This window comes from Janthinobacterium rivuli (genome assembly GCF_029690045.1).
Taxonomy (GTDB): Bacteria; Pseudomonadota; Gammaproteobacteria; order Burkholderiales; family Burkholderiaceae_D; genus Janthinobacterium; species Janthinobacterium rivuli.
This window is the reverse complement of the sequence record NZ_CP121464.1, coordinates 6,101,007-6,122,008: the sequence shown is the minus strand read 5'-3', so window position 1 is coordinate 6,122,008 and position 21,002 is coordinate 6,101,007. Positions and strand designations below refer to the sequence as shown.

Genomic DNA, 21,002 nt, shown 5'->3' with positions numbered 1-21,002 from the left:
GGGCAGCAGATTGAAGAGTAAGGAAATAAAATGAAAGCTGTTATTCTGGCGGGAGGATTGGGAACCCGTATTAGTGAGGAAACATCAACCAAGCCTAAGCCGATGGTGGAAATTGGTGGTAAGCCGATCCTTTGGCATATCATGAAAAGTTATTCTGCTCATGGCGTCAATGACTTTATCATCTGCTGCGGCTACAAGGGTTATGTCATCAAGGAATATTTCGCGAACTATTTCTTGCATACCTCGGATGTGACGTTTGATATGCAGAATAATCAGATGGAAGTGCATGCGCGCAATGCTGAACCCTGGAAGGTCACCCTGGTCGATACCGGCGATGAAACCATGACCGGTGGCCGCCTGAAGCGTGTCAAACAGTACCTGGAAGGGGAGCAGGCGTTCTGCTTTACCTACGGCGATGGTGTCAGTGACGTTAATATCACTGAATCGATCGCCTTCCACAAGGCGCATGGCAAACTCGCCACCTTGACGGCGACCCAGCCGCCCGGCCGCTTCGGCGCACTGATTTTGGACGGGCAGAAAATCAATAGCTTTCAGGAAAAACCGCAAGGCGATGGCGCCTGGATCAACGGCGGCTATTTCGTGCTGTCGCCCAAGGTCATCGACTACATCGCCGAAGACAGCACCACCTGGGAAAAGCAGCCATTGGAGCGCTTGGCTGAAGAGGGGCAACTCGACGCCTTTTTCCATCGTGGCTTCTGGCAACCGATGGATACTTTGCGCGACAAGGTGCATCTGGAAGAATTGTGGCAATCGGGCAAGGCGCCCTGGAAGGCGGCTTGATGAATCCCGCATTCTGGCAAGGGAAGCGCGTCTTCCTCACCGGCCACACTGGTTTCAAGGGTGGCTGGCTGAGCCTGTGGCTGCAGCAGCTTGGCGCCGACGTGACCGGTTACGCACTGGAAGCGCCTACCACGCCCAGCCTGTTTGAAGTGGCCAATGTCGCGCATGGCATGCAATCGGTCATCGGCGACGTGCGCGATGGCGACGCCGTCAAGCGCGCCATGGCTGCCGCGCGTCCTGACATTGTCATTCACATGGCCGCCCAGCCATTGGTACGCTATTCGTATGTGAACCCGGTGGAAACGTATTCCACCAACGTCATGGGCGTGGTGAATGTGCTCGAAGCCGTGCGTGCCACGCCTGGCGTGCGCGCAGTGGTCAACGTCACCAGCGACAAGTGCTACGAAAACCGCGAATGGCCGTGGGGCTACCGCGAAAACGAAGCCATGGGCGGTTACGACCCCTACAGCAACAGCAAGGGCTGTGCCGAACTGGTGACGGCCGGCTACCGCAGTTCCTTCTTCCATGCGGATAAATACACCGAGCACGGCATTGCCCTGGGCAGCGGCCGCGCCGGCAATGTCATCGGCGGTGGCGATTGGGCGCTGGATCGGCTGATTCCAGACATGCTGCGCGCCATTGGCGCCGGGGAATCGGTCATGATCCGCAATCCCCACGCCATCCGCCCGTGGCAACACGTCCTCGAGCCGCTGAGCGGTTATCTGACGCTGGCGGAAAAACTGTACACGGAGGGTCCCGTGCATGCCGAGGGCTGGAACTTCGGTCCACACGATACCGACGCCAAGCCCGTCGAATGGATCATCGAGCGCATGACGCAAGAGTGGGGCGCTGGCGCCTCCTGGTCGCTCGATGGCCAGGATCATCCACACGAAGCGACCTATCTGAAGCTCGATTGTTCCAAGGCGCGCGGCCAGCTGGGCTGGCATCCGCGCTGGGACATCGGCCAGACGATCGTCAAGATCGTCGAGTGGCATAAGGCGTGCGATCAAGGGGCCGACATGCGTGCAATGACGCTGGCGCAAATTGCCACCTATCAAAATACCTAATTAATTACCTAATAAATTGAAGGCTGTATCATGAGCGAACAACTGACCCAACAACAAATCCGTGAACAGATCGCCGCCCTGGTGGCGCAATACGGCGCACTGGCCAGCGTGCCGAAGCCATTCGAACCTGGCGTGACGGTGATTCCACCGGCCGGCAAGGTCGTTGGCGCGCCTGAAATGGGTCTGATGGTCGAAGCCTCGCTGGACGCCTGGCTGACCACCGGTCGCTTCAACGATGAATTCGAAAAGCGCCTGGCCAAATTCATCGGCGTTGAATTCCTGATCACCGTCAATTCTGGCTCGTCGGCCAACCTGGTGGCCTTTTCGGCGCTGACATCGCCAAAACTGGGTGCGCGCGCCATCCAGCCCGGTGACGAAGTCATCGGCGTCGCGGCCGGTTTTCCGACTACCGTCAATCCGATCCTGCAATTTGGCGCCGTGCCTGTCTTCGTCGACGTCGAGCTGGGCACCTACAATATCGACGCCAGCAAGATCGAGGCGGCCATCACCGATAAAACCAAGGCCATCATGCTGGCCCATACCCTGGGCAATCCGTTCAATCTGGAAGTCATCGTCGCGCTCTGCAAAAAATACAATCTGTGGCTGGTGGAAGATTGCTGTGACGCCCTGGGCGCCACCTACAACGGCCAGATGTGCGGCACCTTCGGCGATATCGGCACCATGAGTTTCTACCCTGCACATCACATCACGATGGGCGAAGGCGGCGCGGTGTTTACCAATAATCCGGAACTGAAAGCGATTGCCGAATCGTTCCGTGACTGGGGCCGTGATTGCTATTGTGCGCCGGGCAAGGACAACACTTGCGGCCAGCGTTTCTGCTGCAAGCTGGGCACGCTGCCGGAAGGCTATGACCACAAGTATACCTACTCGCATCTCGGCTATAACCTGAAGATCACGGATATGCAAGCCGCTTGCGGCCTGGCGCAGATGGACCGCGCGGCGGGCTTCGTTCAGGCGCGCAAGGACAATTTCGACTACATGAAAAACGGTCTGAAAAGCTGCGAGGAATTCCTGATCCTGCCGGAAGCGACACCGAACTCGGATCCATCGTGGTTCGGTTTCCCGATCACTCTGCGCCCTGAGGCTAATGTGGACCGGGTCAACCTGTTGACGTTCCTCGATCAAAACAAGATTGGCACACGTCTGCTGTTCGCTGGCAATCTGACACGCCAGCCCTACATGATCGGACGTAACTACCGCGTCTCCGGCGAGCTGACGAATACCGACCGCATCATGCACGATACTTTGTGGATTGGCGTCTTCCCTGGTTTGACCAAGGAAATGATGGATTTCTCGATCAGCAAAATTGAAGAGTTCTTTGGCGTGAATTTCTAATGTCCTCAGCCTTGCCGGTTAAAGATCTCGACCTGGTACTGTCGGCATCGTCTGAATTCTTGTTGCGCTTTAGTGGCGCGAGGCTGTTCGTCACGGGCGGAACCGGCTTTATCGGTAGCTGGTTGATACAAAGTCTGCAGCGCGCCAACGATACCCTGAACAGCAAGATCGAGATGGTCGTGCTGAGCCGTGATCCCGATCTGGCCAGGCGCCGGCACCCCAGCATGTTTACGCGTCAGGACACCAGTCTGGTAATGGGCGATGTCGCTACATTCAAGGGCAATGTGGGCAAGCTGAATCTATGTATACATGCGGCCACTGATGTGGGGAACCTATCGAAGTCCGACGGGCCGGCGCAGGTATTCGATGACATCGTTAACGGCACCCGGCGCATGCTCGATCTGGCGCACGCCAGCGGTGTATCACGTTTCATGCTGACCTCCAGCGGGGCGATTTATGGCGTGCAGCCACCGGACTTGGCGCTTGTGCCTGAAAGCTATATTGGGGCGCCAGATTGCCTGCAGGTCAATGCGGCCTATGGCAATGGAAAACGGGTAGCGGAATGGCTGGCGTGCAGCCACGCCGCACAATCGGGCTTTGAGTCATGTATTGCGCGTATTTTCGCCATTGTGGGACCTGGCTTGCCTTTACATGGTCCTTTCGCTGCAGGTAATTTTCTGCGCGATGCGATGGCTGGAAACCCCATCCATATTCAAGGCGATGGCAGACCTATGCGTTCCTATCTGTATATGGCCGATTTGTGTATCTGGCTGCTGCGCATACTTGCCATTGGTGCGCCAGGACAAGCCTATAACGTGGGATCTGAGGATGCAGTATCCATCGAGGAGTTGGCGCACAGAATTGTGCGTAGCGTGGGAAGCTCCACGCCGGTGCATATCCAGACGCCCGGTATTGCAGATGTTCTGGCGCCGCGTTATGTCCCGGATACAACGAAAGCCCGGTGCGACTTAGGACTTGAGGAATATGTTCCTCTGGATGCCGCCCTTGCTAAAACACTTCAATGGACCCGAAAGAACGCAGAATTATGATGAATTTTAACGCCACGAAGATTCGTAAGGTCATTCTTGATATGGCCTATTCCGGCTCTACCGTTCACATCGGTTGCGCATTCTCTATTGTTGAAATTTTAGCGGTTTTATACCGTAGTCATCTGACCTTGGACCCGCTCAATCCAGACCTGGCATCGCGTGACGGTGTTGTACTGAGCAAGGGGCACGGGGTCATGGCTCAATATGCATGTCTGCATGAGCTTGGCTGGTTGAGCGACGTCGACATTCAACAGTACTTCAAGAATGGCACGCGCCTGAAAGGATTGGCCGATGCTCACATTCCAGGCGTAGATGCAACTACCGGTTCACTTGGGCATGGGCTGTCGGTGGCGGCTGGCATCGCGCTTGCGGCAAAGCTCGATCATAGCGACAAGATGTGTTATGCCATCGTTGGTGATGGCGAGTTGAACGAAGGCACGATATGGGAAGCGGCAATGTTCGCCTCCCACTTTAAACTCGACAACCTGGTGGTCATTATAGATAAGAATGGCTTTCAAGCCATGGGCGAGACAGACGAGGTTATAGCGCTGGGGAATATCGAAGACAAATTCAAGGCCTTTGGCTTTGATGCGGTGACGATAGATGGGCATGACGAAAGCGCCATCGATGCCGCCTATTCCAATATGAAAATGGCGCGTAATGGTCGCCCCAAGGCTATCGTTGCCACCACCATCAAGGGAAAAGGTGTGTCGTTCATGGAAAATAACAATATGTGGCATTACACGCGCTTGACGGAAACCTCGCACCAGGAAGCCATTGCTGAGTTGGAGAAATCAAAATGAGAACAGCTTTTTCTGATGCATTGGTCGCGGCGGCGATAGCGGATCCCAAAGTTGTTTTGCTGACAGGCGATCACGGCTACGCCTTGTTTGACGCCTTTAGAAAAGCCCGCCCTGATCAATACATCAATTGCGGCATCGCCGAGCAAAACATGGTTGGCGTAGCGGCGGGCTTGGCCAAGGCAGGCTTCAAGCCGATCGTATATGGTCTGGCAGCCTTTGTTCCCGTCCGCGTGCTCGAACAGATCAAAATTGACATTTGCTATGAAAATTTGCCGGTAATACTAATTGGCGATGGCGCAGGCCTGGTGTATAGCCACCTTGGCACCAGCCATCAATCGACGGAAGATATTGCGTGTACCCGGGCAATTCCGGAACTAACGCTGTTGTCTCCGGCCGACCGGTTTGAAATGACGGCGACGATTGAACTTGCGCTCAAGTTGCAATCTCCAACTTATATACGCATAGGTAAAAGTGACCGCGGAGATATTCATAATACACCGTTGGTTCTCCAGCCCGGACAGTTGGTGAATACTCGGCCTGGAAGTGGAAAGGTGGCTATTTTAGCAACCGGATCAATGGTGCGAACGGCGATGGAACTGGTTGACCAAGGCTTGGACGCTGAGGTCTGGAGCGTTCCATCGATAAAACCAATCAACCGGGAACAATTAGCCGGAATCTTTCATCGGGTTGAGGGCGTAATTACCATTGAGGAACACTCTGTCATGGGTGGTCTGGGTTCGCTCATTGCCGAAGAGGTTTCGTCAATTCGTCCTTTGCCTGTCTGTCGCATCGGAGTAGAAGACCGCTTTTCAAACTATTGTGGTAGTTGGGATTATCTTTTGAGTGAACATAAGTTGGATGTACGCGCAATTAAAGACAAAATAGATATTTTCATGGAAAATTCCTTGTCACATGTTAAGTGATTTCATCTAGGTAGATTTGAAATTAAAAACATGATCATGCCACGGAATCTGTGAGTTTTATTTATTTTGCAATGTTTTATTCTATATGGCGCCGCTGATAACTATGTTTTGGGAAAAATTTATCCTTCTGGTAAAACGTGTTCCCTCTCACTATATTGTTACAGGTAGTGCTTGGGGAAGTCGAATTGTTATTGCAGCTTTGCAATTATTGAGTATTCGCGTATTGCTGGAAGGGTTAGGAGCAGAGCGTTACGCAGTATTTTTGCTTACTAATGCACTACTCAGCTGGTATATGTTGGCTGATATGGGCGTTGGAATTAGCCTGCAAAACTATATTTCTGAATATCGAAGGGATCAAGAAACTAGCGCAAACTACCTGGCGACTGCTTCTATTTTGTGCTTGGGTCTTTTTTTGTTTTTCTCCATTCTCCTATATTTCATTAATCAATGGCTGTCGCAGACATATTTTAAAAATTTCATTTTTATTTCTGACTTGGAAAAAGGAAGAATATTCCTTTATTCAGGAATGCTATTCCTCATGTCTGGTTTGGGAGCAGTTGCATACAAAGCCTGGTATGCGCATCATAAAGGATACTTGGCCAATATCATGCCGGCTATCGCTTCTGTTATCGGATTCGTCGCAATATTGATAATATTGAAAAGTAACATCAGCGAAAATGACAAACTTTTCTATTGTATTTTGGGGTTTATTTCTCCACCGGCATTGATATCTGTTGCTTCCTTAGTATGGCAAATAAGAAATTTTCCTCCAGAGTGTTGGAAAGTGGAAACCCATGTTCTATCTTCTTTGTTAAAGCGGGCATCGAAATTCTGGATATTGTATGCACTGGCGGCTGGAGTATTGAATGTTGACTTTCTGATTCTTTCCCAATACGTTCCACCATCTGAAATTTCAATTTATGGTATTGGAACGAAAATATTTGGGTTTGCTGCATTTTTTTATGTTTCATTATATGCAGCTTTGTGGCCACACTTTACTGAAGATATTTCAAAGAATAACTGGAGTAATGTTCGTGCGCATATTAAAAAATCCTTTCTGTTCTCAGCTTCCTTCATTATTTTATTTACGATATTTCTGTTAAATTTCATGCCATGGATTTCTAATTTATTATCTCCATCAAATAAAATATCGATCCCTTTAAACTTCATTTTAATGCTTGGCGTGTATCACTTGATTCTTGTTTGGGTGCACGGTTATGCAATCATATTGCAAAGCATGAGTGACATGAAGGTGCTGTTGGTTTGCTCCATTTTTCAAACGGCATTAAGTATTATATTTCAAATATTTCTGGTTGAAAAAATAGGAATATATGGTGCCACATTAGGAATGATACTTTCTTTCTTGTTGACTGCTGTGTGGCTGATTCCAAGAAGAGTATTTTCTCATATCAAAACATCGAGACAATGTAATGAATAAAATTCTTTCCATATGTATACCCACATTCAATCGTTCTGAATATTTAAGGGAATGTTTGGAAACGGTTTCTATCGCTATAAAGAACTTCGAAGAGAAAATAGAAATAATTATTTCAGATAATGCCAGTTCTGACGATACGGAAGAAGTAGTAACAAAATTCAAGAAAGACTTTCCTGATGTAATATATTCAAAAAATACCGAGAATATTGGTGCTGAAAGGAATTTTAGGCTGGTTGCATCCATGTCGAATTGTAAATATATATGGATTTTAGGTGATGATGACAGGATTACTCCGGACGCAATTGGTGAGATTTTAAAAAAAATATCATCAGGCAATGATCTGATAATTTTTAATTATTCGATATGGGATAAGTCTTTTTCCAAGTGCATAAAACAAAGAACGTTATCTTTAATTGATGCAGAATACAAAGATAAAAATTTATTGATGAGTGATGTGGGTCTTAATGTTGGCTACATTTCAAGTGTTGTTGTAAGAAAAGATATTTTTTTCATTCTTCCTGAGGATGAATATGAGAAGTACGTTCCTTATGGTTTTCCATTTGTATATGCCGTATATGCTGGCCTTTCGAATGAATGTAATGCGGCATACATTTCTGCACCATTAATTTTGAATCGAGCTGGAAATTCCGGGAATTATGATTGGTACAAGTACTTTGTCATTGGAAGCTCATTAATTTTTGATTCATTAATTGCTCGGGGATATGAGAAAAGTGCCGGCGACAAGGCAAAGAAGAAAGTTATTACTCAATACGTCATATCGGATATTCTTGTTAAAAAGAGAGATCGTAAAGAGACGGGTGGTCTCCTAATGCTCATGTTTCCATTTTATAAGAAATATGTTCTATATTGGTTTGTTCTCGTGCCAATTTTATTTTTCCCCAGTAAAATCGTTTGGACAGCTTGGTGGGGATTGAAGAATATAAGAGAAATTAGAAGAAAAATTTCTTCTGTTCTTATGAAAGAGAAAGTTTTATGACACTACGTATTGGTATCGATGGCCGCTCACTGGAAAATAATATAACCGGAGTAGGGCGTTATGTGTGGGAGCTGTGCCAGGAACTTGAAAAGACTATCCCTGATGCAAAGTTTTTTGTCTACAGCCAGTGGCCTCTGAGTCTTAAACCGATATCCGAGAGATGGTCACACATACATGATACTTCGAATATGCGAAAGTATATGAAAAGTATTGTCTGGCAAAAATTGCGCGCAGGGAAACTATGTAAAAAAGATAATTTAGACGTTTATTGGGCAGGTAGTACATTTACTCCGCGGTTAAATGGAAAAACGCGGATTGTTGTCACTGTGCACGATCTTAACCATCTTATTGCACCAAAAACTATGCCGTTTGCAACCTACTGGGCACATAAATTATTTTTCCGGCACGACGTTTTGTCTGCAAGTGCAGTGAGTACAAATTCATATGGCACGGCCAAGAGGCTATTTGATGCGATTGGGCGTAAGGTCGATGCGGTTGTAACCCCTGCCGTCAGTGAGTTATTTTACTCGCAGGGGAAGGATACTGACTCTAATATGAATGAAACACTTAGAGTTTTAAAGATTACCAAACCATATATTCTGGCTCTTGGGACTTGGGAACCAAGGAAAAATCTCGCACTCTTGATCCAGACATTTACTTCAATGAAAGCAGATGGTTTGCTGTCAGAAATGCAGCTTGTTTTAGCTGGAGGACGCGGTTGGAAAGATGAGAACCTTGCTAAATTGATTGATACGCAGACCGCAGACGATTTATTGCCTTTGGGCTATGTAAATGACAGCGATCTTCCAGCACTGTATAAAAATGCGGAGTGTTTTGTATTTCCTTCGTTTTATGAAGGCTATGGTATTCCTGTTTTGGAGGCGCGTGCAAGTAACACTATCGTTGTTACCACTGATATTCCTGAGTTGAGAGAAGCCGGAGGAAAAAATTCTATTTATATTCAACCTACTGAGATCGGTATAAAAAATGGAATTCTGGCCTCATTGAAAATTCGCGATCCGAATCTAACACTTGCAAGTGGAAGTGAAGAATTTCCCAAGTGGAGTACTGAAGCGAAAAAATTAGCGCTATTGCTATGTTGAATATTTGTAGCTAAATAATCTGGGACGACAAAAAATTCTCATTGATTATAGGAAATGCTGTAATGAATAAAGTTCCTCAATAAGAATAATATTTATATTTTTCAATCAAAAGTTCTTGCCTCAAAATTAAATTTAAATTAATGTTGTGATAATGATAATTTGTTGGGCGATTTGTGGAAATGGTACGAATTTTGAAAATATATTTTGACGCGCGATGGATCGGAGATCATGGAATAGGTCGCTTTGCAAGAGTCGTCGGTGAAAAGCTGCAACTCGAACCTATTGAAATATCAAGATCGCCCTCTTCACCATTAGACCCCGTACGATTTTTTCTTGCGATTTTTTTAAAAACAATAAAAAAATCTTTGATATTTAGTCCTGGATTCAATGCGCCACTATTTTTTATCCGAAAATTTGTATTTGTAATTCATGATCTTAATCATATTGATAGACCTGAAAATAGCAGTTTTTTAAAGCGGCTATACTATGAAATTATCATGAAGAGAGGTTGCCGAAAAGCATTCAAAGTGTTAACAGTGTCTGAATTTTCGCGCCGACGTATTGCGGATTGGGCTTGCATTGATATAAATAAAATTATAAATGTCGGAAATGGGGTTGATCCAAGCTATTGCTTGACTGCCATTCCTTATTCGCCTGGGTACACTTATCTTTTATGCGTAAGTAACCGTAAAGAGCATAAAAATGAACAGCGTATATTAGAAGCTTTTTCCGACGCTGGAATCGATCCTGCAATTCGCCTGATTTTTACGGGTTCTGTGAATTCTCAAATGGCTTCTCTTTGTGAAAAGTTAAAAATACAAGAGAAAGTAATTTTTTTGGGCAGAGTCGCTGAAATTGACTTACCTGGTTTATATTGCGGTGCGCTTGCGCTGATTTTTCCATCCTTGTATGAGGGTTTCGGGTTGCCGGTGATAGAAGCGATGGCGTGTGGTGTTCCAGTTCTGACTTCCAATACCACATCTTTACCTGAGATAGCTGGAAATGCAGCCATTCTGGTGGACCCAATGAATGTGAAAGAAATTACTGCGGGTATTAGCCGCCTGTGTTCTGACCTGAATTTACGAAATGAGTTGCGTGCCAAAGGCATTGAGCAAGCAGGTCATTTTACTTGGGATAAAACGGTGCAGAAAGTAGCGTCGGTTTTTGAATCGGCTAAAGATGACTAGCGATATCTTTTAACTAATTCTGGAACTTTGTAAGTTTTAGACATGGTTGGATTATATATTGCGAAAGTATTTTATAAAAAAGATTTAATATGAAAAATATTGCATTAATGCATGAATGGTTCACAACATTGGCTGGATCGGAAAAAGTAGTCGAACAGTTCGCCGGAATGTACCCGAAAGCTGATCTTTTCTGTGTTTATGCAGATCCGGAATTCGTAAAAAAAACCAAATTTTTACAATCCCGTAGTCTTAAAACGACCTTTATTCAAAATTTCCCTGGCGCTGAGAAACGGTTTCGTTCATATTTACCATTTATGCCATTGGCAGTTGAGCAACTCGATTTCTCACCATACGATTTGGTCATCTCTAGTAATCATGCTGTTGCTAAAGGCATTCTGACTGGGCCGGATCAGCTGCATATTTCTTATGTCCATTCTCCGATGCGTTATGCCTGGGATCTACAGCATCAATATTTACGCGAGTCTGGATTGGAGACTGGTTTAAAAGGATGGTTAGCCAAGCTAATTCTGCATAAAATGCGCATGTGGGACACCCGTACCGCGAGCGGCGTCGATCACTTTATTGCCAACTCGCATTTCATTGCCAGAAGAATAAAGAAGGTTTACGGCAGAACAGCTGATGTTATTTATCCTCCTGTTGATGTTGATTCTTTCTCAACATGTTCTAATAAAGAGAACTTTTATCTTACCGCTTCTCGGTTAGTACCTTACAAGAAGATGGATTTAATTGTTGAGGCATTTTCCACCATGCCGGATAAACGTCTTATTGTTATTGGTGACGGTATCGATTTTGAGAAAATAAAAGCTAAAGCCGGAAAAAACGTAGAAATGTTGGGCTACCAACCATTTTCAGTATTGAAAGATATGATGCAAAAAGCAAAGGCCTTTGTTTTTGCTGCTGAAGAGGATTTTGGTATTACCCCAGTGGAGGCTCAGGCTTGTGGTACGCCAGTGATTGCATTTGGCAAAGGTGGTGTACTTGAGATTGTCCGTTCCACAGGACCTGAGCCTACAGGGCTATTTTTTGAAGAACAGAAAATTGCATCTGTTTGTGCTGCAATTGACGAGTTTGAGCGCCGGCAAGATGAATTCCAACCGGATGCCTGTCGTCGGAATGCCGAGCGATTTTCAGTAGCGCGCTTTAATTCTGAATTTAGTGCTTATGTTGATAGTCGATGGAATGAATTTCAGTTGGGCCGTTCTAATGGATAGTGAAAATTTATATATTAATGATTGTTTTAAATGCGGAGATATCGGTTAGCATTCTGAGAGTTCGTTAATACATCCAGCAGTGTTGAGAGTCGGATCTGCAGCAATTCTTTTAAGCCAAGGGCTTCGCAGTTTTTTAGCATGGCATTTGCATACTGAATTTGTGTAACTTTGGTCTGGGCTTGCACGTTTTTTGATGGCTGTTCACGATGAAGAGAAGTCTGTTCGTTGAGCAATTTGAGTGCCTCGCGCAAGTACCTGGAGATTTTCTTGCAAGTAGCAGAGGCTGGGTTGCGTGTTTGACGAAGATATGGGAGTAGGGAGGATGCGTCGGAATGCAGACAAGCCGGCTGATAAGGAACGGTCAAGCTGGCCAAGCTCTCAAAGTTATCGTACTTGGGGACGTCCTGCGCCAAGGATTGCTGCGACTGATGGGAGGCATGTCCCAGGCTGAGCCGGTGCTTAGGTCCTCCTAATCAACCCTCTGGATATATTTCCAGAAATTGAGCATTCAAGTAAGCGAGAGAAAATTTGGATGGGCATCTGCGCTTCGTTCGTAGTGGAAACGATGGAACCACCCGAGTCCCGGCTCAACCACTCCATCGTCATGCCTAGGCGTTCGCGCGGTTCAATGTCGGCAGCTTATGCTATTACCGTAGACTAGTCCGCGACGGACATATTCTGGGATAAGCTTATTTAGAAGACTATATCAGTCAAGGTGTCGCGCTCGTCAATGCGAGGAAGCCCGTCTTTAGGGGACCCACGATATGCGGGTAGCCTAAAGCTAAATTAGTACCTAGAGGCCGTCAAGAAGACGCCCTTTGGTCGTGGCAATGGCAACCGCAAGCGATATTAGGTACACTTGACCAGTTTCGGGCCCGTTTTTTTGCTGTGAAATACACTCTGTTTAAAGTTTTTCAACTTAGCTAATTGAAACTATGTCGGTTGCAATTAATTTAATCCCTTGTTTTCTTTTTGCAAAACGATTTGAGTCAATATGAATAATGACGTTTCCCCTAGCTTAAAAAACCATTATGCTATCCAAGTACTATTTTTTTTGGGAATGATTGTAGTCTGTTTGGATGTAATTAGTATAGACCTTGGGAATTTTAAATTAAAAATATCGTACGTTTGGTTTCCTCTTTATCTCATCCTCTTCGCTTATTTTTTTGATCTAAGAATGAGATTAGATAATGTTAAAATATCCGCTATTTTTATATTATCTTTTTTGCCATCAGTATTATTTTCAAGTAATCTTATAACCAGCGTAGCGTTTTATGCGGGAACATGCATTTGCCTAGTTATAATGTTTACTTTTTCTAAGATGGTGTATTTGGCCCCAGTCAAGATAATAAAATTACTATTTTTGTTTTATCGTTTCTCGGTGATGCTAACTGCCGCCATGGTAGTGATGCAAATTCAATATCGCGGTCATTTCTTGCTGTATGAGCCGTCTTATTATGCCGTGGCGTTGATTCCGTATTTTTGCATTACTTTTCATCGTGCATTTTTGTACGGTTTTAAAATTTCCATTATTGACTTGTTTTTTATTTTCTTGGCAATTTTTATATCTCAATCTGTATCCATGGTATTGTGGATTTTCATATGTTTTGTACTGACCTATATAAGTTTTGGTCGAGTACGTTTGATATATTTTGCATATTTTTGTGCCGCATTATTATTTTTTCTTCTCATTGCATATTTTTTTGATGCACGTACAAGAAAGATTATTGATGGATTATATGGTCTGTTTTCGAATCCGTCGAGTTCCTTGAATTTATTGGTTTTTGTGGTGGGAAATCGACTTCAAAGGGTATTGGTAGCATATCAAGCATTCACGGAAAGTCCCTTTTTTGGCGTGGGTTTGGGTACACTTAAGGCATATTCTTCCAGTAATTTCAATGCCAGTGATTTTATAATTAATGGAATTACTGCGGCCGATTTTATCGTTGAATCTACTGCGGCGAATGTCTTTGTCGAGGTTGGAGCTGAAGCCGGAATAATTGGGTTTATTGGTTTCATGTCTATTCTTTTCTTCATTCACCGGAAGAAAAATAATTATGTTGTTTTGGCACCCTTCAAGATAGCATTTTACGTAACCATGGCGGCGTTATTGATTGATTCAAGCTACTTACGTACTTATGTTTGGGCTTTGTACGGAATTATTTTAGGGCTGAGTGCTTTGGAGAAAGAAAGACTGCAGGACGGCCTGTTTTTTCGACCAAGTTAAGAGGATATTGATTTTTATTAAGTGTTGTAGATACTGGATGCTTATGAATAGGTGCAAATTTTGAATAATAATAGACTAGGTAATTTGGATGCTCTGAGAGGATTATGTGCTATTTTTGTTTTTTTCCAGCATGCGTTGCCATCGGAGTTTCTCGGAAGAGGATATTTTTCTGAGATGCCAAACTTCTATGTCGATCTGGGACGCATCGGCGTAGGCGCTTTTTTTCTTGTAAGTGGCTATGTGATACCGTTCAGCATCAAGAAAAATTCAACTTTGCAATCATTCTGGATTGGTCGTTTATTTAGATTATGGCCTGCATATATTGTTTCCATAATTTTTGCATTACTTTTTAACGTTGAAAATTCCTCCATGTTAGGATTTTTCTCCATCGCCTTGAATTTCACGATGTTGCAACAATTTTTTGGTGTGAAAAATGCTTTAGGCGTATATTGGACACTGCAAATAGAATTAATATTTTATTTTGTTATTTCCTTGATGTTCCTAACCAAGGTTATATTTGACTATAAAAAGGTGCGTGCGGCATTTTATATTTCATTGGTTTTTACATTGGTTTTTTCAGTTATAAGATTTATCTTTGAAATTAAACTTCCTGTGGCGCTACCCATTGCGCTATCTTTGATGTTCTTTGCTACTGACTTGCGTTTCTCAAGACTGAAATCTGAACCGATTTCTATTTTTAGAGCTTCCACTCTGATTATTGTGCTGATTGTTTCCTGCCACTTTTCTTACGGAGCAAATGTAGGATCTGATGATAATCCCTATAGATTCATATTGGCTTATTTTTTGGCAGTGTCTCTGTTTTTTTTCTTTGAGAAATGCCGCGAGGTTCCCCGCTATCTTGTGTTTTTTGGATCCATCAGCTATTCGTTTTATTTAATGCATCCGATTGTTTTAAGTTTTTTTCATAGCGAAAATTTAAATTTTTTTTCAATATTAATCGCTTTCTTATTTGTTGTTGGTGTTTCTACTCTTTCTTGGTGGTTTATAGAAAAACCTTTTCAAAGAATAGGTCGAAATATAAATAATGACATATTCGCGAGCCGTACACAAAAGTCTTGATGAATCTAATCGGGGGCCGTCGTGACGTGCACTAATTTGGAAGATAACGGCTGGCCAGGTCGTGGAGGATGCGCAAGCGGCTATATACGCGTTGCCAACGGCGTGCCAGTGAGCGTAGTGGTATGCGGCTGAAGGGCACGCAACGGTAGAGCTGCATTCCGCGCGTGATCATACCAAAGAGCATGGCCGCCGTTGCAGGCGGGAGAATGAAATCGCTGCCAGGCCACGCTTTTGATCAGTGCTACGGTACCGTCCGGCATTTTCGCCGAGCTTTACGGCGATGCCCGTCATGCACTGGCGGTGGTTCAGCGCAGTGAACTGCGGTTTTCTATTCGGCTGACTGCAGGAAAGGTTCTCGTCTGCCTGCTATACGCAGTCAGGTTGCAGGTACCGAGTAAATTCTTGGAACCCTCCCTAGTTAACGGGGACAGAGCCATATCTAATCGTATTTACTCATTGCAATGAAAGGACATCCGCATATATGGAACCTGATTTGCCGGGAGTTGTTCGCTATTGACCGCCGATGGGGGTTGGTGATCACCGACGATATAGGCTTCGGTGCAACCCAAATCAGCACTGGTGCTCAAGGTTGTTACCATGCTGCCAATAGCATTGCGTGCAACAATTTGGGAGTCTCCAATCGCATCGATATCTCGGAAATATTGGGTTGGAGCTTCGAGCATGGATGAGGCGATTGGTTCGTGGCTGGACAAAGAAAGCATATATAAAAATGCCTTATCTTTGTGACGTATCAAGTCAATTCCGTAGCTAATCATATCCTCATCACAGATTCCTGCAAATGGTCCTGGGCAAGTATTGAGTTGTTGCATGTCAGGTTGGAAGTATGCATTATCGATTCCCAAGTGCTTCCAGACAGTATCTCGGGCATAAAACATTTTTTGATAACCATGCACGCCAAAAACTTCATATCCTTTATTTTTCATGTATGTCGGTGCGCAGTTGTCAGCAACTGATGAAAAATTTGTGCTGGAGTCAAGTTTTATATATTGGGAACATAATTCGCGTATCTCGCCCTGCATGGTGGAACCATGGTAATCGGTAAAGCCGGAAGCAAGCACTTTGACACCATCCCGCTGCAGCCTTTTCTTAACTGATACCAAGCTGGCGTGGCTTTCGCCCCACGATTCCACAACCAACAAAACCATCTTTTGGGGCGTCTTTTCAGTACCTTTGATATGGTTTAAGAACGTCGGTTCGGTAGTCTTTCCCAAAAAAATCTTTTCATTAGAGATATCATCAGAAAACAATGTCTTTATTGCAAATGGCGATGGCGTGATGATGGTTTTTCGCAGGAATCCAGGTCCCACATCAAAAATCGACATGGCAGATTTTAAGACAAGCAAGACAATACCGATAATTAATGCAAATTTCCTGAATCCCAGGGAGCTTTTTCTATATATGTCGGAAAAAATAAAGAACGACATTACAGCAACAAATAAAAAACATGTAACCAATACTGGAGTGGGAGAATTTCCCATCACCGTAAAGAAATAGAAATTGTAGGCGTTCGGTCGGATATTCCAATTTGCCAGGATGGAAACCAAAAAGATAAAAAACCAGACAATCTTTATCAGCAAGGATAGCCAGGGCTTGAAACGTTTTTCTACATAAGGAAAAAACAGCGGTTCGATACATATGTACACCCTGCCGAATGCGAAACTCCAGATAATACTTGGTAGTAACATCCATAAAAAACAGCGGAAATATACAAATTTTTTAGATTGAAGAGAAAAAAATCGATCTTCTTGTAGTATGAAAGGTGAACTCATGAATTGAAAATACTAAAAAGGGGATTTTATTGGTGCGAGGGAAAAGTCTCGGAAAGCACCAAGAGGCGTGATTGTTTGACAATGTTTTTTTTGCGGCATTTATTGTAACACGCTTGTCATAAACTCCCTTTAGCATACCTACATTCAAAAACGGCGTATAGTCGTGTAAAAAAAAACGATGTATTTAGCCGTCATTTCGTGCAGTTCAGTGGCAGTGAGCTGGCGGTCTTGACGCAGTTCGTGTACTTGAATTGATGACTGTCGTTGGGAATGTGCCGGTACTGTGCTTGTCCGGAACTGCAGCGCAAAGTCAGCGTGCGGTGTTCGATAGCCTGGCACTCTGTTATCAGAGGCGGGATGCCAACGGCCCGAGCGGTTTGCGTGTCTGCGCGCTTGCTGCGATCATAGGTATTTAGCTGGCCGGTTGGCTCGTTTTCGATGCAGGGACTGCCTTTCGCGCCTTCGACGACGCTGTGGGTACTGCATACATCATTGCCGCGCCCGGTTTTATCGCGACTTCCGCCTTGAAGCCTGGGGGCGTCGCAGGATATCTTCTCGTCGAGTAAACGCCGCAGGTATTGACCCTACGCCTTTTTCTTCAATGGCTGGCACAGTTGCCGTCGCGGCAGCCATGGCCTGGGCGATCTTGTACATGGGTGATTTGTTCGCGAAAGCTGGCGGACGCCTTGGAGCAGGCGTATCGAGGATGTCGTACAGAGCGTGCACGACTGTCAGATTGACCGTTGACCTCGCCCAGGCTTTCCACTTCGAGGACGCTGCGGGTCGCCGAGCAATTCTTGCCCAGGTACAGCCAGTCGCGTACTTGATGGATGATGCTATTAGTACGCACCATCTTTCTTGAAGATGACTTTAACTGTTTTCAGCAGGATGACGATGTCATTGAATAACGACCAGTTCTTGACATACCAGGCATCCAGATAAACGCGCGTATCATAGCTGACGTCGTTCCTGCCGCTGACTTGCCACAGGCCAGTGACCCCGGGTTTCGCTTCCAGATAATAGTCTACCTGGGGGCCGTAACGCTCCAGTTCCGCATCGACAACGGGACGCGGCCCGACGAGGCTCATTTCGCCTTTCAGCACGTTCCATAGCTGCGGCAATTCATCGAGGCTGGTCCGACGCAGGAAGTGGCCGATCGAGGTGATGCGCGGGTCGTTCTTCAGTTTGAAATCACGGTCCCATTCGGCACGGGCTTCAGGATCGCGCTCCAGTAACTCCTTGAGCAAAACGTCGGCGTTCACGGCCATGGTGCGGAATTTGTAGCAGAGAAAATGCTTGCCATTCTGCCCCACGCGTTTGTGGCCGTAGAAGATGGGACGGCCAGATGCCATGACCTTGGCCGCGATCCACAGCAAGATGGGGGAGCCGACGATCAGCACGCAGATCGAGGCCGCCAGATCAAAGCAGCGCTTAATCAGTTGCAAGCCTGGCCGTGCCAGGTTGTTGCGCATGGTCAGCAGCAATACTTCATGTGCAAAGAAATGGTTGACCTCCATACCGTACAAGGGGAGCCCGCGTACGGCTGGCACAACTTGCATATTGGCAACGCAACGGCTGACTTGCTGGATCATGCTCTGATAAGTGTCGATACCGCCTTGTTCCAGGGCGACAACCGTATGCGGGTCGCCCAGCAACCTGAGCGTTTGTTCCGTGTTTTCACCTAGCTGAATGCAGGGCACGACTTGCTTGCTGCGGTTCACATAATGTTGTTCCAGGCGGTCTTGGCCTTCCGGTATCAGGAACGCAATCAGGCGATATCCCATCAACGCTTCCTCATCGAAGGCGCGCGCTGTTTGCAAGGCATTGTCACCCCATCCGATGATGACCATGGGGCGTATCCAGCCGCCAGCTTTCATCAGCAGGTATTTGACCATGCCGCGCAGCAGCAAGACACAGCATGGCACCAGCAGCCAGGTGGCCAACAGTGCCTCGCGCGAGGAGTCGCGCTTGTCGAGGAAGACCAGGGCAGCGTCGATCAGACCCATGACCATGGCGACCTTCAGGAGTTCCTTGATTTCATTCGAATAAGGACGGCGTTTGGCATGATGCCCCTTCAGTTTGAAGATAGCCACAGTAACCACGGATAGCAGACTGTAACTGAGCAGGCGTGAGCTATCCAGGCCAAAGCTGTTCAAGTCGCTGGCATCGAGCGTCCATTTTCCGGCAAACCAGAATGCCATGAACATGGCAAAGGCATCGGCAAAGGTGAGAAAATATTTCTCTGCCCTGCTGCTGCAATACCATTTCACTTCTTGTACAAAGATGCCTTCGATTGGTTTCATGATGACTTGCTAAACCTTATAAACTTCAGTGTAAATTCTTGCTGTGACGCATGCATGGTGATGACGTATTTGCGCTGTCAAACGCGGCCGTAGCGGTCTTCAAAGCGGACAATATCGTCTTCCCCAAGGTAGCTGCCCGATTGAATCTCAATCAATTCCAGCGGTAGCTTGCCCGGGTTGGCCAGGGAGTGGACCACGCCGAGGGGAATATACGTGGACTGGTTCTCGGTCAGCAAATATTCCTTGTCCCCATTGGTGATCTGCGCCGTGCCGGAGACCACGATCCAGTGCTCGGCGCGGTGGTGATGCATTTGCAATGACAGCTTGGCGCCAGGCTTGACAGTGATCCGCTTGACTTGGAAGCGCTCGCCATTGCCGATGGAATCATAGGAGCCCCACGGACGGAAAACTTCACGGTGCATGGTGGCCTCGGGGCGCTCCCTGGCGACCAGTTGCGCAACCAAGGTTTTTGTTTGTTGTGCCTGGTCCGCATCCATGACCAGCACGGCATCGGCCGTTTCCACGATCACGGTATTGCGCATGCCGATGGCGGTGACCAGGCGGCTAGTGCTGTGTACCAGGCAATCGTTGCAATCCTGAATCAGCACATCGCCATGGGCGCTATTGCTATCGGCATCTTTTTCCGCCACGTCGAGTACGGCTTTCCAGGAGCCAATATCATTCCAGCCCGCATCGAGGGCGATGGTCGAGGCATGGCTGGTGCGTTCCATGACCGCATAGTCGACGGCGATATCGGGGCTGGCAGCGTAGGCATCCTTGTCCAGGCGAATGAAGTCGAGGTCGCTCTTTGCGACAATGATGGCAGCGCGGCAAGCCGCCAGGACGGCGGGCTGAAAGCGTTCCAGCTCTTCCAGGTAGCGGCTGGCGCGGAACAGGAACATGCCGCTGTTCCAGAAGTAATCACCGTTGGCGATATATTGCTCCGCAAGCGCCAGGGCCGGCTTTTCCACGAATTCAAGTACGCGTTGGACTTGTCCGTTTGCAGCGCCCTCGGCGCGAATATAGCCGTATCCTGTTTCTGGACCCGTTGGCGTGATGCCGAAAGTCAGCAAATTACCTGCCTCTGCAGCAGTACGCGCCAGCGCGATGGTCCGATGGAACGCCGGGGTATCCAGAATGACGTGGTCCGATGGCAGCACCAGCAGGAGCGGATCTTCGCCATTTTCCATTGCATGCAAGGCGGCCGAGGCGATCGCCGGTGCCGTATTGCGGCGCATGGGTTCGAGTAACAGGCGGCTATGTTCCAGGCCGATCTCACGCACTTGCTCCGCGACAATGAAGCGCGAGGATTCGTTGCATACCAGCAGTGCTGGCGACGCGTTGTCGATGTCTGCCAGGCGCTGCAGCGTTTGTTGCAGCATGCTGCCTTGGGTCGACAAGCGCAGAAACTGCTTTGGGAACGCATCGCGCGAAAGCGGCCATAAACGTGTGCCGGAACCACCACAAAGAATTACCGGTAGGAGGGGAATAGTCATCTATGCTTCAATGTAAATGTAATTATTGCCAATGGGGGCAATATTCTAATGAATTACAGGGATCTCTGTCTTTTCTCCCGACGCTATTGGGTCTGGGAGGCAGGTAGTTCAGCTCATCCTGTATTGTAGTTTGCTACCCCGGTATTCCTG

At 46.6% G+C, this 21,002-nt stretch carries 15 protein-coding genes and 1 pseudogene; 13 read left to right on the top strand and 3 right to left on the bottom strand.

What is annotated here, in order from left to right:
* Positions 1-30: 30 nt before the first annotated feature.
* The 13 genes and pseudogenes from rfbF to P9875_RS27725 all read left to right on the top strand — a co-directional run bounded on the left by rfbF (position 31) and on the right by P9875_RS27725 (position 15,263).
* Complete coding sequence (gene rfbF / locus P9875_RS27785; protein ID WP_278317195.1) at positions 31-801, top strand: glucose-1-phosphate cytidylyltransferase; 771 nt, start codon at positions 31-33, stop codon at positions 799-801.
* On the top strand, positions 801-1,868 hold the full coding sequence (gene rfbG, locus P9875_RS27780) for a CDP-glucose 4,6-dehydratase (RefSeq protein ID WP_099404139.1): 1,068 nt from the start codon (positions 801-803) through the stop codon (positions 1,866-1,868). The genes rfbF and rfbG overlap by 1 nt, the downstream gene beginning before the upstream one ends.
* A 30-nt stretch (positions 1,869-1,898) precedes the next feature.
* Positions 1,899-3,224 (top strand): lipopolysaccharide biosynthesis protein RfbH, encoded by a 1,326-nt coding sequence (rfbH, locus tag P9875_RS27775; RefSeq protein WP_176389732.1) that lies wholly within the window; start codon positions 1,899-1,901, stop codon positions 3,222-3,224.
* Positions 3,224-4,273 carry an NAD-dependent epimerase/dehydratase family protein gene (locus P9875_RS27770; RefSeq protein WP_278317194.1) on the top strand — a complete coding sequence of 350 codons (1,050 nt, stop codon included), beginning with the start codon at positions 3,224-3,226 and terminating at the stop codon, positions 4,271-4,273. The genes rfbH and P9875_RS27770 overlap by 1 nt, the downstream gene beginning before the upstream one ends.
* Positions 4,270-5,076, top strand: a complete 807-nt coding sequence (locus P9875_RS27765) for a transketolase (RefSeq protein ID WP_278317193.1) — start codon at positions 4,270-4,272, stop codon at positions 5,074-5,076. Before P9875_RS27770 ends, P9875_RS27765 begins: the two co-directional genes overlap by 4 nt.
* Positions 5,073-5,999: a transketolase family protein gene (locus tag P9875_RS27760; protein WP_099401789.1), complete on the top strand. Its 927-nt coding sequence runs from the start codon at positions 5,073-5,075 to the stop codon at positions 5,997-5,999. Before P9875_RS27765 ends, P9875_RS27760 begins: the two co-directional genes overlap by 4 nt.
* A 103-nt stretch (positions 6,000-6,102) precedes the next feature.
* Positions 6,103-7,437 carry an MATE family efflux transporter gene (locus P9875_RS27755; protein WP_278317192.1) on the top strand — a complete coding sequence of 445 codons (1,335 nt, stop codon included), beginning with the start codon at positions 6,103-6,105 and terminating at the stop codon, positions 7,435-7,437.
* Positions 7,430-8,434, top strand: a complete 1,005-nt coding sequence (locus P9875_RS27750) for a glycosyltransferase family 2 protein (protein ID WP_278317191.1) — start codon at positions 7,430-7,432, stop codon at positions 8,432-8,434. The genes P9875_RS27755 and P9875_RS27750 overlap by 8 nt, the downstream gene beginning before the upstream one ends.
* Positions 8,431-9,537, top strand: coding sequence for a glycosyltransferase family 4 protein (locus P9875_RS27745; protein ID WP_278317190.1), 1,107 nt, complete (start codon positions 8,431-8,433; stop codon positions 9,535-9,537). Before P9875_RS27750 ends, P9875_RS27745 begins: the two co-directional genes overlap by 4 nt.
* 179 nt (positions 9,538-9,716) lie before the next feature.
* Positions 9,717-10,724, top strand: a complete 1,008-nt coding sequence (locus P9875_RS27740; RefSeq protein ID WP_278318883.1) for a glycosyltransferase family 4 protein — start codon at positions 9,717-9,719, stop codon at positions 10,722-10,724.
* Between the two features lie 98 nt (positions 10,725-10,822).
* A pseudogene (locus tag P9875_RS27735) lies at positions 10,823-11,911 on the top strand (glycosyltransferase family 4 protein); the annotation flags it as partial.
* Positions 11,912-12,950: 1,039 nt separating this feature from the next.
* Entirely contained in the window at positions 12,951-14,183 is a 1,233-nt protein-coding gene (locus P9875_RS27730; protein ID WP_278317189.1) for an O-antigen ligase family protein, read from the top strand.
* Between the two features lie 60 nt (positions 14,184-14,243).
* Positions 14,244-15,263 carry an acyltransferase family protein gene (locus tag P9875_RS27725; protein ID WP_278317188.1) on the top strand — a complete coding sequence of 340 codons (1,020 nt, stop codon included), beginning with the start codon at positions 14,244-14,246 and terminating at the stop codon, positions 15,261-15,263.
* 449 nt (positions 15,264-15,712) lie between these two features.
* Here P9875_RS27725 and P9875_RS27720 read toward each other — a convergent pair whose 3' ends face one another.
* The 3 genes from P9875_RS27720 to P9875_RS27710 all read right to left on the bottom strand — a co-directional run bounded on the left by P9875_RS27720 (position 15,713) and on the right by P9875_RS27710 (position 20,852).
* Positions 15,713-17,053: a sulfatase-like hydrolase/transferase gene (locus tag P9875_RS27720; protein WP_278317187.1), complete on the bottom strand. Its 1,341-nt coding sequence runs from the start codon at positions 17,051-17,053 to the stop codon at positions 15,713-15,715.
* An 839-nt stretch (positions 17,054-17,892) separates the two neighbouring features.
* A complete protein-coding gene (wbaP, locus tag P9875_RS27715; protein WP_423221868.1) occupies positions 17,893-19,254 on the bottom strand; it encodes an undecaprenyl-phosphate galactose phosphotransferase WbaP in 1,362 nt (453 codons plus the stop codon).
* Positions 19,255-19,433: 179 nt separating this feature from the next.
* Positions 19,434-20,852, bottom strand: a complete 1,419-nt coding sequence (locus tag P9875_RS27710; protein ID WP_099401781.1) for a mannose-1-phosphate guanylyltransferase/mannose-6-phosphate isomerase — start codon at positions 20,850-20,852, stop codon at positions 19,434-19,436.
* Between the last annotated feature and the right edge of the window lie 150 nt (positions 20,853-21,002).

Bases quoted from the DNA above. Each gene is read 5' to 3' on its own strand.
- rfbF (WP_278317195.1), top strand. From the start codon at position 31: ATGAAAGCTGTTATTCTGGCGGGAGGATTGGGAACCCGTATTAGTGAG.
- rfbG (WP_099404139.1), top strand. From the start codon at position 801: ATGAATCCCGCATTCTGGCAAGGGAAGCGCGTCTTCCTCACCGGCCAC.
- rfbH (WP_176389732.1), top strand. From the start codon at position 1,899: ATGAGCGAACAACTGACCCAACAACAAATCCGTGAACAGATCGCCGCC.
- P9875_RS27770 (WP_278317194.1), top strand. From the start codon at position 3,224: ATGTCCTCAGCCTTGCCGGTTAAAGATCTCGACCTGGTACTGTCGGCA.
- P9875_RS27765 (WP_278317193.1), top strand. From the start codon at position 4,270: ATGATGAATTTTAACGCCACGAAGATTCGTAAGGTCATTCTTGATATG.
- P9875_RS27760 (WP_099401789.1), top strand. From the start codon at position 5,073: ATGAGAACAGCTTTTTCTGATGCATTGGTCGCGGCGGCGATAGCGGAT.
- P9875_RS27755 (WP_278317192.1), top strand. From the start codon at position 6,103: ATGTTTTGGGAAAAATTTATCCTTCTGGTAAAACGTGTTCCCTCTCAC.
- P9875_RS27750 (WP_278317191.1), top strand. From the start codon at position 7,430: ATGAATAAAATTCTTTCCATATGTATACCCACATTCAATCGTTCTGAA.
- P9875_RS27745 (WP_278317190.1), top strand. From the start codon at position 8,431: ATGACACTACGTATTGGTATCGATGGCCGCTCACTGGAAAATAATATA.
- P9875_RS27740 (WP_278318883.1), top strand. From the start codon at position 9,717: ATGGTACGAATTTTGAAAATATATTTTGACGCGCGATGGATCGGAGAT.
- P9875_RS27730 (WP_278317189.1), top strand. From the start codon at position 12,951: ATGAATAATGACGTTTCCCCTAGCTTAAAAAACCATTATGCTATCCAA.
- P9875_RS27720 (WP_278317187.1), bottom strand. From the start codon at position 17,053: ATGAGTTCACCTTTCATACTACAAGAAGATCGATTTTTTTCTCTTCAA.
- wbaP (WP_423221868.1), bottom strand. From the start codon at position 19,254: ATGGCATTCTGGTTTGCCGGAAAATGGACGCTCGATGCCAGCGACTTG.
- P9875_RS27710 (WP_099401781.1), bottom strand. From the start codon at position 20,852: ATGACTATTCCCCTCCTACCGGTAATTCTTTGTGGTGGTTCCGGCACA.